Consider the following 13,296-nt stretch of genomic DNA (forward strand, 5'->3'; position numbering starts at 1 on the left):
GCTGTGCGTCCGGCACGCGGGGACGACACGCCCGTTCGGGCGCACCGCGGTACCACCCCGCTTGCCGACGCGACGCGCGCGACGGCCTCTCGTCGACGGCTGTGACGGGCCGCACCCGTCCGGTTCTACTGGGGCTCGCGCCCGTTCTTCCGGAGGCTCCCCGGTGATGGCCGGATCAACGCCGTTCTAAGTCAAGCGTAACCGTTCTAAGTCAAGCGTAACCCGTTGGGCAAACCGGCTCACGCGTTGTGCCGACGGGGCGTCGTCAACCGCCCGCGAACCGCCACACGTGGAGGCCGTCGTTCAGCCCTGCCACGAGGTAGCGACCGTCGGGGCTGAACACCGGCACGCAGCCGTAGCCGACCTCGGCGAGGACTTGCACCGGCTTCCCCGTCGCCGCGTCGAGGACCCGCAGACCACGCGTGCTGCTGGTCACGAGGTAGCGGTTGTCCGGGCTGAACGCGCACCGCCGGGTGTGCCCGCCGTCGTGGCGGAACTCCACGAGCGTCGTCCAGTCCTCCAGGTCCAGCACCACGGTGTCGCGCATGCGGTGGAACGCGCCCAGGCGCCCGTCCGGGCTGAACCTCTCGAAGGTCAGCTCCGCACCACCGCGCACAAGTGACGCGTTCCAACCGGGAAGGTCGAACAGCGTCAGCTGCACCAGTGACGAGTCCACCACCACCAGCGGCGACATCGGGTTGAACACGACGGAACTCGCATCCGTCAGCACTCCCGGCAGCAGCCCGACGGCCGTCCAGTCCCGGCAGTCCCAGACCGTGGGAGCGCCGTCGCCCGACAGCGCCAGCATCGTGTCGTCGTGACTGAAGCTCAATCTCGTCCCCCAGGGGACGCTCCCTCCCGCCACGACGATCTCCTGCCAGGTGTCCGGATGGCCTTCCGTTTCCCAGATGGCGACCTCGTCGTCGCCGCCGCCGGCCGCGAGCAGGGTGCCCGCCCGGTTGACGGCGTGGGGCCCGTGCGCCTGGACGCGTGCCTCCTCCGACCAGGCCCCGACCCGCCAGATCCGCCCCTGCCACACCAGGAAGTCCCGCACGAAGGCTGCTTCACCGAGATCCGGTTCGGTCGTCAGGCGGACCTCCGGCACGAACACCCCGGCGGACCGGTTCGCCGCTCGCGCGACGGCCAAGGTCCCGACCACCGAGTCGTTGCTGGTCGGCGTCTGCCCCGGCATCGACCGGCGAACGTGGTCGTGGACGTATCCGTAAAGTTCGCGCGTGGTGATCTCGCCGTCACCGTCCAGGTCGGCCGCCCCGCTGCGCAGACCTTCGATGAGCGCCCGGGTGAACAGCGACGTCCGGGTCCCGCCTCGGACGTCACCGCTCGGCTCGTAGGCGAACTGGATCGCGGTCGAGGCGGTCATGATCGAGCGACCCCGGCCGTCGGAGAGCCGCGCGACCACGTCCACGTCTTCGCCCTTGGCCGACAGGTCGACCGGAAACGCGCCGCCGAAGCAGCAGTCCAGCCACAGGACGACCCGACCCGCGAGGCTGTCGTCCATCAGCTGCCGGACGAACTCCGCGGAGAGCGCGGTCGACGGCAGCCGGTCGGCCCTGGTGTCCTCGGTGGCGAAGTACAGGCGGCCGGTGCGGTCCTTCACGCCGTGACCCGAGAGGTAGAGCAGGACCATGTCGTCGTCGACGGCCTCCGCGAAGAGACCGTCGAGGCGTTCACGCAGGCGTTGGACCGGCTGGTTGAGCAGCAGCTCGGCGGCGAACGCGCCGATCGCGGGATCCGACAGCACGGTGGCCAGCTCCGCCGCGTCGCGGTGTGGCGCGCGCAGTGCGCCGAACGTCTCGTCGTGGTAGGTGTCCGTCGCGATCAACAATGCCGTCCGCACGACCGCGATTGTCGACGGGCCTCGGCGACCGCGGTCCGCAGCCCACCCCCAGCCCGCCCGCACCGCGGGGCGGTCGAGCAGCCGGCCACCGCGGCACCCGCACCTGTCTGTCGGGCGGGGCGGCGATGATCACCATGAATCACCTGGTCGAGTGATCACCGTGGATCGTCGGGAAGGCCGGCCCCTCACGCCGACACGACCGCTCGGGGATCGCCACCCGGCACGGCTCGTCAGCGGCCCGAGGAGCGCTTCCTCGCCGCCAGGGTCGAGTCCGGCGCGCAGACCGCGCACGGCGTGAAGCCGAGCTGCCGCGCCTCGGTCACCGGCAGCCCCAGCGAGGCACGCCCCGCCAGCCACGTGCACGCCGCCAGGTGGTAGCGCGGGCGCTCGTCCAGGACCCGCACCTCGTCGGTCAGGTCCGCCACCACGAGCGCGTCGGCGGCGTCCGTGTCCTCCTCGCCCGGCTCGGCGTCCTCCCCGGCGGGCTCGGCGGCCTCGCCGCCGGCCCCCGGCGGGGCCGCTCCGCCGACCTCCCGGTCGGCTCGTCCCGCCGCGGCGCCGGCCGCCGCCGGGACCGGACCCGGTCGGCGGCGCCGCCACCAGTCCCAGCACAGGACCAGGGCGGCGGCCGCGCTGGCACCCACGGAGAGCCACGCCCACCAGGTGTCGGACGTGGTCAGCGCGGGCACCAGCAGCCCGAGGGCGGCCAGCACCAGCAGCAGGACGATGAAGAGCACGTGCGCAGACTAGATCACCGGCCACGCCGGGATCAGGACCTCGCTCAGCCCGCCTCGGCGCGCGCCCCGAACGAGTAGCCCTGCTGACGCCCGTCGGACGGCGCGGCCGGGCCGCGGTCCTGCAGGTCGCGCAGCGACGACTCCAGCATCGTCTTGAGCCTGGTCCGGTACTCGCGCTCGAACGTCTGGAGCTTGTCGATCTGCTTCTCCAGCGTGTTCTTCTCCTGGGTGATGTTGCCCATCACCTCGGCGTGCTTGCGCTGCGCGTCGCGGTCGAGCGCGCTGGCCTTCTCACGGGCCTGCCGCTCCAGCGTGTCGGCGCGGGTGCGCGCGTCGTTCAGCATGGTCTCGGCGCGGGTGCGCGCCTCGTTGACCATCGTGTCGGCCTTCGCACGGGCCTCGGAGAGCAGCTGCTCGGACTTCGTCCGCGCCTCCGACAGCATGCCGTCGGCCTCGGCCTTGGCCTCGCCGGTGAGCCGGTCGGCCATCTCCTGGGCCAACCCGAGCACCTTCGCGGCCTGCACGTGGTGGTCCCCACCACCACCGGGCGAGGTCTGCTCCAGGGCCGAGGGGGGAGGCACCGGGGCGAGCCTGCGCGGCTCGTCGACGACGCGGCTCGGACCGACGCCCGCGGCGACCTTGGCCCGCGCGTCCTCCAGGTCGGCGCGTGCGGTCTCGACCTGCTGGTCGAGCTGCTCGACCTGCTGGCGCAGGTCGTTGTTCTCCTCGATCAGGCGGGCCAGCTCGCCCTCAACCAGGTCGAGGAACGCGTCCACCTCGTCCTCGTTGTAGCCCCGCTTGCCAATCGGCGGCTTGCTGAACGCGACGTTGTGCACGTCCGCGGGGGTCAACGGCATCAGATCACCTCACGCACTCCTGGGCTGTGGACATCCCTGGTCCCCTCACCTGGGATCGGCTACTCGCATCAGAATGATAACGACCAGCAACAGCACAATAATGGACAAGTCCAGACCGACGCCTCCGATCCGCACCGTCGGGATGAGCCGGCGGAGGAGTCGGACCGGGGGGTCGGTCACTGTGTAGACGGTCTCCAGGGCCACCGCCACACCGCCCGCCGGCCGCCACTCCCTGGCAAAGGACCGGACGAGCTCCACCACGACACGGGCCGTGAGCAGCAGCCAGAACGAGAACAGCACGTAGTAGAGCACGAGCGCGAGGGCATACACACCGTCAACTGTGCCATCACTCACCCGTGGTTGAGGAACCCGCCCTCCGCGAGTCGCCGCCGGTCCTCCGCCGTCACGTCGATGTTCGGCGGTGAGAGCAGGAACACCTTATTGGTCACCTTGTCGATGGACCCCCGAAGGGCGAACGCCAGGCCGGCCGCGAAGTCGACCAGCCGCTTGGCGTCCGCGTCGTCCATGTCGGTGAGGTTCATGATCACCGGGGTGCCGTCGCGGTAGTGCTCGCCGATGGTCCGCGCCTCGTTGTAGCTCCTCGGGTTGAGCGTCGTGATTCGCCCGAGTGGCTGACGCGCGGGCTCGGGCGCCGGGCGGACCCGGCTGACCGGCTCCCGCGTCGGCTCCACGGCCAGCGCGCCGTGCGTGGCCTCGGCGCTCCACGCCCGCCGCGGTGTGCGGGCGCGTGTGTCGGGCTCGTAGTCCTCCGCCTCGTCCGGCTCGCCGCGGTAGCGGCCCACCGCCCGGCGGCCGTTGCGCTGCTCGGGGTAGGTCTCGTAGTCGTCGGACTCGGCGTACTCGGCGCGGTAGTCGTAGCGGCCCGGCCGCTCACCGTCGTAGTCGGGGTCGTCGGCGTACTCGGCGGGAACCATCCCGAAGTAAGCCTTCAGCTTGTGAAACCCGCTCATGCTCGAGCCCTTCCTCCGCCGATCCCTACCCGCAAGGACGTCGCGGCCGTCCCAGAGGTTCCAGACAGTTACGGCGAGGCTAGTCTCCGGCTGCCCAGCAACGCTGTTCCGACACGCACGCACGTCGATCCGCACGCGATGGCATCTTCCAGGTCACCGGACATCCCCGCCGAGATCACGCTGGCATCGGGATGATCGACGTGCAAGCGGGTTACCGCACCTTGTAGAGCGTCAAACGCCTGTGCTGGAGACATTCCGAGGGGTGCGACGGTCATCACACCGCGCAGGACAAGTTCATCCTTACGAGCGACGTGATCGGCGAGCCGGGGCAGCTCGGGCAGCGGGCACCCGCCGCGCTTCGGGTCGCCGTCCACGCTGACCTGGACCAACACGTCCAGGGGCGCGGGCGCGGCCTTGGCGAGCGCGTCCGCCAACCGCTCGGAGTCGACCGAGTCGACGCGGTCGGCCCACCGCACGACGGACCGGGCCTTGTTCCGCTGGAGGCTGCCGACCATGTGCCACCGCGCCGCCGCGCCCGGTCGCAGCTCGGCGAAGGCGGCGACCTTCGGCCCGGCCTCCTGGTCGCGGTTCTCGGCGAACCCGGTGAGGCCCAGGTCGCTCAGCAGCGCCACGTCGCGCGCGGGGAACGTCTTGGTGACCGCGAGCAACGCGACCTCGGCGGGATCGCGACCGACCGCCGCGCACGCCCGCTCGATCCGCCGGCGCACGTCGGCGAGGTTCGCGGCCAACTCGGCGCGCCGCGCCTCGACCTCGACCGGGTCCGCATCACGACCGACCCCCACCGGGCCCGCGCTTCGATCCGCCTCGACCGGGTCCGCGCCGCGACCACCCCCGAGCCGGCCCACGCCCGGCTCCCGACCTGCCTCCGCCCGGTCCACGCCCGACTCCTCCCGCCGGTTCACGAGTCGATCCAGATCACGCCGGCGATCCGCCCCGTACCCGGATCGCGCCGGTGGCTGAACAGGTCCCGCTCCTCCACCGTGCAGCGCGGGTCGACGCCGATCCGCGCGACCCCCGCGTCCGCCAGCTGCTGCCACAGCCCGGCCCGCAGGTCCAGCGACGGCTTGCCGGCGCGGGACTCGGCCGCGCTGCCGGGCAGGTGCCGCTCGACGTCGGCCCGCATCGCGGCGGGCACCTCGTAGCACTGCCCGCACACCGCCGGCCCGAGCAGCACCTCGACCCGGCCGACCTCAGCGCCCAGGCCGCGCATCGCCTCCAGCGCCGCGGGCACCACCCCGACCCGCGCACCGACCCGCCCGGCGTGGACGGCCGCGACCACGCCGGCCTCCGGGTCGCCGAGCAGCACGGGCACGCAGTCGGCGGTGAGCACCACCAGCGCCAGCCGCTCCGCCCTGGTGACGACCGCGTCGGTCGCCTCCAGCGGCCCGTCCTGCGGGCCGTCGACCACGGCGACCGTGCGGCCGTGCACCTGTTCCATCCACACCAGGCGGTCGGGGGTCAGGCCGATGCCCTCGGCCAGGCGGCGGCGGTTCGCGGCCACGGCCGCCGGGTCGTCGCCGACATGGTCACCGAGGTTGAACGACTCGTAGGGCGGCTCGGACACCCCGCCCGAGCGGGTGGTCACGACACGACGGATGCGCACCGGCACAGCCTGCCATGCACGGGAAAGGGGAGACCCGCCGTACCCTCCGGCGACTCTCCCCTCGCACGTCCCGCGGATGCCGACGCCGCCCGCGACGTCCTCCACTGCCCGACGCCGCGCCGGCCACCCGATCCGGCCCGGCTCAGCGGCGCATGAACGGCGGCACGTCGACCTCGTCGTCCGGGTCGTCGGTCACCGGCACCGGCCGGCCGGGCAGCGAGCCCTGCGACAGCGGCCGGGGGATCGTCGTGGGCGGCGGCGGCGTCTGCGGCTGCACGGGCGCCGGCTGCACCGGCTGCGGCGCCGGCGCGACCGGCGGCGGGGGCGGCGGCGTGATGGTCCCCTGGTAGACCGGGTGCGAGCCGTTGGTCGGCGCGGGCTGCGGCGTCGTGGCGGGCCGCGGCGGCTGGTCCTCCGGCGGCGCGCTCACCACCCCCGACTGACCGGGTGCGACCGCGCCGGCGCGGGTCGAGCCGGACAGCGCCTGCGGTTCGAGCTTCTTGTGCGTCGGTCCGCCGCTGTCGAACCCGGCGGCGATCACCGTCACCCGCACCTCGTCGCCGAGGGAGTCGTCGATCACCGTGCCGAAGATGATGTTCGCGTCGGGGTGCGCGGCCTCCTGCACGAGCGACGCCGACTCGTTGATCTCGAACAGCCCGAGGTCCGAACCGCCCGCGATGGACAGCAGCACGCCGTGCGCGCCCTCCATCGACGCTTCCAGCAGCGGCGAGTTGATGGCCTTCTGCGCGGCCTGCACCGCGCGGCCCTCGCCGCGCGCCGACCCGATGCCCATCAGCGCCGACCCCGCGCCGGACATCACCGACTTGACGTCCGCGAAGTCCAGGTTGATCAGACCGGGCGTGGTGATCAGGTCGGTGATGCCCTGGACACCGGACAGCAGCACCTCGTCCGCCGAGCGGAACGCGTCCATCAGGCTGACGCCGATGTCGCCGAGCTGGAGCAGCCGGTCGTTCGGGATGACGATCAGCGTGTCGCACTCGTTGCGCAGCGCCTGGATGCCCTCCTCGGCCTGCTTGGCGCGCCGCTTGCCCTCGAAGGAGAACGGCCGCGTCACGACGCCGATGGTGAGCGCGCCGAGCTTGCGGGCGATGGACGCGACGACCGGCGCGCCGCCGGTGCCCGTGCCGCCGCCCTCGCCGGCCGTCACGAACACCATGTCCGCGCCCTTGAGGACTTCCTCGATCTCCTCGCGGTGGTCCTCGGCGGCCTTGTGGCCGACCTCGGGGTTCGCGCCCGCGCCGAGGCCGCGGGTCAGTTCACGGCCGATGTCGAGCTTCACGTCGGCGTCGGACATCAGCAGAGCCTGCGCGTCGGTGTTCACCGCGATGAACTCGACGCCCTTGAGCCCGACCTCGATCATCCGGTTCACGGCGTTCACACCGCCGCCGCCGATGCCGACGACCTTTATCACCGCGAGGTAGTTGTGCGGGGGCGTCATCGGAATCCGCCTTCCTGATCGTGTCCGTGCTCATGTGCTGGAGTGGATGACCACCGGTGTCACACCCGGACGGAGCTCCACCCGGATTGAAACCCTCAACCACAGAGGTCGAAGGTGTTGTCAACCCCGTATGTTCCCACCGGACGTTATGCACCAAAAATGCCTCGGTCCAGCAGCCACGCCGTAGTTGTGTCCTGACCGGGTGAGCCGGGACTACTCGCCGGTCACCCCGTCGAGCAGCCCGCGCACCGCGCCCAGGCGCCCCGCGTGCCGACCCTCCCCTGGATCGGTGGATCGGCACCCAGCGTACGGAAAGCCGCCGTCCCGCGCGGGACTCCACCTCCACTGCCGAGGTGGGTGCCCGCGACGAGTCGCGACTCACCGCGTCCTGCGCAGCGTAGTCGGCCGCCGATCCGGAGATCGTCCCGCCCGGCCCGATCCGCCGGTCGGCGGGCGGTTCGGCCGCGACCGGGCGACCGGATCGGGCAGCCGGCGGACGACAGCGGGGCGGCGGACGACGGCAGCGCGGCGGAGGACAGCGGCGGCGGGCGACAGCGGCGGTGAGCGGCGGCGGAGGCCGGCGGTCGCGGGAGCCGTGCGGGTTGCGCGTCCTCTTCGGACAGAGCGACGTGGCGATCGTCACCGCCCCGGCCGCCGGCAGTCGTCACGTGGTGTTCATGTGCCGCTACCGCTCGGACACGGTCCGGACGTCGTCCGGCGAGGTCGGACGGGCGGTTGCCCGGTGCCGGTGTGGGCGGGATCCCATTACGGCGGTGCGGGGTTCCGCGCGGTCGTCGGCACGTGGACCTCGCGATACGGACATTGCGGCACGGCGTGCGGGGTGGCCCGCCACGACGCCGCGACGTGCGCGGAGGTCGGTCGTCGCGACGGGGCGCACGTGTGGTGGTTCGTCGGGGGATGTTCGTTCGGAGTGTGTCAGTGACTGACATCAGGGTGGTCCCCCGGCACCGGCCACCCGCGCCGCGCGTCAGGACACCGTCGGCAGCTCCGGGCTCGACACGTCGAACACCGTGCCCTCGCGGGTCATCAGCACCTGCACGATCGCGGCCTTCCGGGCCGTGTCCGCCGACGAGCCCCAGCGCACCTCGCGGCCCGCCGTCAACGTCAACGTCACGTCCGCGCCCGTCGTCGCCGCCACCACCAGCACCTCCCGCCGCAACGCCTCGGGCAGGCCGTTCAGCACCGTGACCGCCGCGGTCATCGCCCCGCGCTCCGCCTTCAGCTCCGGCAGGCCGGCCGGCGGCTGCGCCAGGATCGCGTAGTCCTTGCCGGTCGCGTCCACGAGGTGCGCCCCGTCACCCAGCAGCGCCACGCCGACGGGCGCGCGCTCCCGCACGGTGAGCCGCACGGTGCCGGGCAGGGCGCGTTCCAACTCCACGGCCGCCACGCGGGGCACCGCGCGCACCCGTCCCTTGACGTCCTCGACGTCCAGCCGGGCCAGCGGCGTGCCCTGCTCGATCCCGGCCGCCGCGCGCACTTCGTCCGGCGTCAGCTCGACGGTGCCCCGCACCTGCACCTCGCGCACGCCGAACACCGGCGTGAACCACACCGCGACCACCACGCCGGTCACGACCAGCAGGGACAGGACCGCGACGAGCCGGCGGCGCAGCACCGCCCGCCGCGACGGCCCGCCCCGCCGGGACGGCCGCCGCCGCGACGCGGGCGCGGCGCGGCGCGGCGCCGTCCGGGTGCTCATCGCCGGTCCAGTTCCCCGACGATCTCGGGGCCGAGCATGGTCACGTCGCCCGCGCCCATCGTGACCACCACGTCGCCCTCGCCGACCAGGCCCGTCACCAGCGCGGGCACCCGGTCGAACGACGGCTCGTAGTGCACCTTCCCGCCGGCCAGCGGCACCTTGCCCGCCACCAGCGCGCCGGTCACCCCCGGCTCGGGGTCCTCGCGCGCGCCGTAGACGTCGAGCACCACGACCTCGTCGGCGAGGCCGAGCGCCGTGCCGAACTCCTCCGCGAACAGCCGCGTCCGCGAGTACAGGTGGGGCTGGAACACCACGACGAGCTTGCCGTCGCCGGCGACCGGCCGGGCGGCGGTGAGCTGCGCGGCGACCTCCGTCGGGTGGTGGGCGTAGTCGTCGTAGACCCGCACGCCGGACGCGCGGCCCTTGAACTCGAACCGCCGCCGCACACCGCCGAACGCGGCCAGGCCCTCCAGCACGCAGTCCTGCCGCGCGCCCAGTTCCAGCGCCGCGACGAGGGCCGCGATCGCGTTGCCCGCCATGTGCTCGCCGGGCACCGCGACGCGGACCCGGAGGGTGTCGCCGTCGACCTCGACGACCGCGAGCCCGCCGCCGTCGTCGGGCCGGTAGTCGACGAGCCGGGCCGCGCCCGGCCCGGTGGCGGTGCGGCCGTAGGTCCGGACCCGGATGCCGCGCGCCGCCGCCCGCCCGGCCAGCGCCGCCGCGCCGGGGTCGTCCGCGCACGCGACGAGCACGCCGTCGGGCCGGATGCGCTCCAGGAACGAGTCGAACACGGCGACGTAGGCGTCGACGGTGCCGTGGTGGTCGAGGTGGTCGGCCTCGACGTTCGTCACGACCGCCACGGACGGCGCGAAGAACAGGAACGACCCGTCGCTCTCGTCGGCCTCGGCGACGAACACGCCGCCCGTGCCGTGGTGGGCGTTCGCGCCGGACTCGTTGAGGTCGCCGCCGATCGCGAACGACGGGTCCATGCGGCAGTGCTGGAGGGCGACGGTGAGCATCGACGTCGTGGACGTCTTGCCGTGGGTGCCGGCGACGCAGGCCACGCGGTGGTCGAGCATCAGCGCGGCCAGGGCCTCGGCCCGCCGCAGCACGACCACGCCGCGTTCGCGGGCGGCGACGAGTTCGGGGTTGTCCTCGCGGATCGCGGTCGACACCACGACGGCGGTCGGCCCGCCGTCGAGCTGGTCGAGGTGCGCGCCGTCGTGGCCGAGCGCGATGGCCGCGCCCTGGGCGCGCAGCGCCAGCACGGTGCGCGAGTCCTTGGCGTCCGAGCCGGACACCTTCGCGCCGCGCGCGAGGAGGATGCGGGCGATGCCGCTCATGCCCGCGCCGCCGATGCCGACGAGGTGGACCCGTTCGAGCACGTTCACTTCCCGATCACTTCCAGCACGATGCGCGCCAGCACCTCGTCGGCCTCGCGGTGCCCGGTGCCCAGCGTCGCCGCGGTCATCGCCGCGAGCCGCGCCCGGTCCGCCACGAGCGGCACCACGTTCTGCGCGACCCACTGCGGCGTGAGCTGCTCGTCGGGCACCAGGATCCCGCCGCCCGCGTTCACCACCGGACCGGCGTTGAGCGCCTGCTCGCCGTTGCCGATGGGCAGCGGCACGAACACCGCGGGCAGGCCGACGGCCGACACCTCGGCGACGGTCATCGCGCCGGACCGGCACAGCACCGCGTCGGCCGCCGCGTAGGCGAGGTCCATGCGCTCCAGGTACGGCACCGGCACGTACGCGGGCGCGCCCGGCACGGCCTGCACCGCGACGGTGTTCTTCGGCCCGTGCGCGTGCAGCACGCCCACGCCGGCCTGCGCGAACGCCGACGCCGCGCCGGACACCGCGTTGTTGATCGACCGCGCGCCCTGCGACCCGCCGAACACCAGCAGCGTGGGCGCGTCGGGGTGGAGCCCGAAGTGCGCCCGCGCCTGCGCCCGCAGCGCCGCCCGGTCCAGCGCGGTGATCGACTGCCTCAGCGGGATGCCGATGACCTCCGCGCCGGCCAGCCCCGAGTCGGGCACGGCGGCGGCGACGCGCTCGGCGAACTTCGCGCCCACCTTGTTCGCGAGGCCGGTCTTCGCGTTGGCCTCGTGCACGACGATGGGCACCCGGCCGCGCGCCGCGAGGTAGGCGGGCAGCGACACGTAGCCGCCGAACCCGACCACCACGTCCGCGCGGACCCGGTCGAGCACCTCGCGGGTGCGCTTGACCGACTCGCGGACCCGCAGCGGCAGCTTGAGCAGGTCGGGCGACGGCTTGCGCGGCATCGGCACCGGCGGGATCAGCTCCAGCGGGTAGCCGCGCGCGGGCACGATCTTGTTCTCCAACCCGCGTTCGGTGCCGAGCGCGACGACGCGCGCGTCGGGCCGCAGCCGCATGACGGCGTCGGCCAGGGCCAGTGCGGGCTCGATGTGCCCGGCGGTGCCGCCTCCGGCGACCACCACGCACGGTCCGGCCTGCTGGGGAATCCCGGTCACGCACTTCCTCCTTGTTCGGTACTGCGTCTCGGTACTGCGTTCGGTTCTGCGTCTCGGCACTGCCGGGCTCGGTGTACCGCCGGGCCCGGTGCCGCCGGCGTCGCCCGGTGCCGCCGGGATCGACTACCTCCCGTCGCGACGCCGGGAGCGGTCCTGCGTCGCCCTGCGGGAGTCGCGCCGACGGTACTCCGACGGTGGAGCGTGCCGGCCGGCCATCCTCCGCTCGTCGACGGGTGGCGGCGCGGCCTTGCGGCTGCGCGGCGGCGCGGACGGCCGGACGGGCTTGCGCTTGGGCGGCGGCTTGTACGCCTCGGGCGCGGGCAGCCGCAGGACGCCACCGACCCGGCCCGGTCCGAGGGACCGCAGCGCGGACACCGCCTCGGGCTCGTGCCGCGCGCAGTTGGCCAGGATGCCGAACACCACCATCGTCGTGACGATCGACGTGCCGCCGGAGGAGATCATCGGCAGCGTGATCCCGGTGACCGGCAGCAGCTGCACCACGTAGCCGATGTTGATCGCGGCCTGCGCGACCAGCCACATGGTCAGCGTCGCGGACACCATGCGGATCCACGGGTCGGTGTTGCGCGCGGCGATGCGCAGCCCCACGACCGCCAGCAGCGCGAACAGCCCCAGCACCAGCAGGCACCCGATGAAGCCCAGCTCCTCGCCGATGACGGCGAAGATGAAGTCGCTGTGCACGTTGGGCAGGTAGCGCCACTTGGAGCTGCCGTTGGTCAGGCCCTTGCCGAAGATGCCGCCCTCGGCCAGCGCGAACAGCGCCTGCCGCGCCTGGAGGCCCGAGCCGAACGGGTCCTCGTCCGGGTTCAGGAACGACGTCACCCGGTCCAGCCGGTAGGGCGCGCCGATCGCCAGCACCACCGCGCCGGCCACCGCGGCGGCCATGACGAGCCCGAACAGCCGCAGCGGCGCGCCCACGAACCACAGCAGGCTGATCAGCACCACGCCGAGCGTGATCGTGCCGCCGAGGTCGGGTTGCAGCATCACCAGCGCGAACACGATCAGCGCCACCGGCACGACCGGCACCAGCAGGTGCCGGTACTGGTCGAGCAGCGCCCGCTTGGTGACCAGCACGTGCGCGCCCCACAGCGCCAGCGCCAGCTTGGCCGCCTCGATGGGCTGGAACGAGATCGAGCCGAGCCGGAACCACGACTGCGCGCCGTAGTCCTCGGTGCCCAGCGGCGTGAGGACCAGGCCGAGCAGGACGACGCACACCAGCATCGCCATCGTGCTCAGGTGCCGGATCGTGCGGAGCGGGATGCGCAGCACGACCAGGAACAGCACCCCGCCCACGGCCACGTACAGCAACTGCTTCTGGAACACGCTGTAGGCCGACGCGCCGTCGGCGACCTCGCCCGGCGCGGACGCCGAGAGCACCATGATGAGCCCGATGGCGGTCAGCAGGCCGAAGACGGCGAGCAGCAGGTGGAAGTCGGCGAGCGGACGGCCGAGCCAGGCGGTGAGCGCGCTGCGGGAGACGACCGCCTTCCGCTTGCGCGCGGGCCTCGCCGGCCGGTCCACGATCGCTCTGTCCGCCGCTGTCATGCGCTCATCGTCTCCCGCC

Annotated in this window: 12 protein-coding genes; all 12 read right to left on the bottom strand. The window is 73.3% G+C overall.

The annotated features are described in order from the left end of the window. Nucleotides 1-265: 265 nt before the first annotated feature. The 12 genes from C8E97_RS27825 to ftsW all read right to left on the bottom strand — a co-directional run bounded on the left by C8E97_RS27825 (nt 266) and on the right by ftsW (nt 13,277). Complete coding sequence (locus C8E97_RS27825) at nt 266-1,858, bottom strand: caspase, EACC1-associated type (protein WP_170212011.1); 1,593 nt, start codon at nt 1,856-1,858, stop codon at nt 266-268. A 230-nt stretch (nt 1,859-2,088) separates the two neighbouring features. Continuing rightward, nucleotides 2,089-2,595 carry a hypothetical protein gene (locus C8E97_RS27830; protein WP_121008363.1) on the bottom strand — a complete coding sequence of 169 codons (507 nt, stop codon included), beginning with the start codon at nt 2,593-2,595 and terminating at the stop codon, nt 2,089-2,091. Between the two features lie 44 nt (nt 2,596-2,639). Further along, nucleotides 2,640-3,452 carry a DivIVA-like cell division protein Wag31 gene (wag31, locus tag C8E97_RS27835; RefSeq protein ID WP_121008364.1) on the bottom strand — a complete coding sequence of 271 codons (813 nt, stop codon included), beginning with the start codon at nt 3,450-3,452 and terminating at the stop codon, nt 2,640-2,642. A 45-nt stretch (nt 3,453-3,497) separates the two neighbouring features. Continuing rightward, nucleotides 3,498-3,782, bottom strand: coding sequence for a YggT family protein (locus tag C8E97_RS27840; protein WP_121008365.1), 285 nt, complete (start codon nt 3,780-3,782; stop codon nt 3,498-3,500). Nucleotides 3,783-3,802: 20 nt separating this feature from the next. Then, nucleotides 3,803-4,423 carry a cell division protein SepF gene (locus C8E97_RS27845; protein ID WP_121008366.1) on the bottom strand — a complete coding sequence of 207 codons (621 nt, stop codon included), beginning with the start codon at nt 4,421-4,423 and terminating at the stop codon, nt 3,803-3,805. Between the two features lie 68 nt (nt 4,424-4,491). Then, complete coding sequence (locus C8E97_RS27850; RefSeq protein WP_121012564.1) at nt 4,492-5,226, bottom strand: YggS family pyridoxal phosphate-dependent enzyme; 735 nt, start codon at nt 5,224-5,226, stop codon at nt 4,492-4,494. A gap of 116 nt (nt 5,227-5,342) precedes the next feature. After that, nucleotides 5,343-6,047: a peptidoglycan editing factor PgeF gene (gene pgeF / locus C8E97_RS27860; RefSeq protein WP_121012567.1), complete on the bottom strand. Its 705-nt coding sequence runs from the start codon at nt 6,045-6,047 to the stop codon at nt 5,343-5,345. A 142-nt stretch (nt 6,048-6,189) separates the two neighbouring features. Further along, entirely contained in the window at nt 6,190-7,506 is a 1,317-nt protein-coding gene (gene ftsZ, locus C8E97_RS27865) for a cell division protein FtsZ (protein WP_121008367.1), read from the bottom strand. A gap of 988 nt (nt 7,507-8,494) precedes the next feature. Further along, complete coding sequence (locus C8E97_RS27870) at nt 8,495-9,223, bottom strand: cell division protein FtsQ/DivIB (protein WP_121008368.1); 729 nt, start codon at nt 9,221-9,223, stop codon at nt 8,495-8,497. Then, on the bottom strand, nt 9,220-10,566 hold the full coding sequence (gene murC, locus C8E97_RS27875) for a UDP-N-acetylmuramate--L-alanine ligase (protein WP_246019432.1): 1,347 nt from the start codon (nt 10,564-10,566) through the stop codon (nt 9,220-9,222). The genes C8E97_RS27870 and murC overlap by 4 nt, the downstream gene beginning before the upstream one ends. Nucleotides 10,567-10,610: 44 nt before the next feature. Next, nucleotides 10,611-11,714, bottom strand: a complete 1,104-nt coding sequence (gene murG, locus C8E97_RS27880) for an undecaprenyldiphospho-muramoylpentapeptide beta-N-acetylglucosaminyltransferase (protein WP_121008370.1) — start codon at nt 11,712-11,714, stop codon at nt 10,611-10,613. 123 nt (nt 11,715-11,837) lie between these two features. Continuing rightward, on the bottom strand, nt 11,838-13,277 hold the full coding sequence (gene ftsW / locus C8E97_RS27885) for a putative lipid II flippase FtsW (RefSeq protein ID WP_121008371.1): 1,440 nt from the start codon (nt 13,275-13,277) through the stop codon (nt 11,838-11,840). Nucleotides 13,278-13,296: the final 19 nt, after the last annotated feature.

Source organism: Saccharothrix australiensis (genome assembly GCF_003634935.1).
Taxonomy (GTDB): Bacteria; Actinomycetota; Actinomycetes; order Mycobacteriales; family Pseudonocardiaceae; genus Actinosynnema; species Actinosynnema australiense.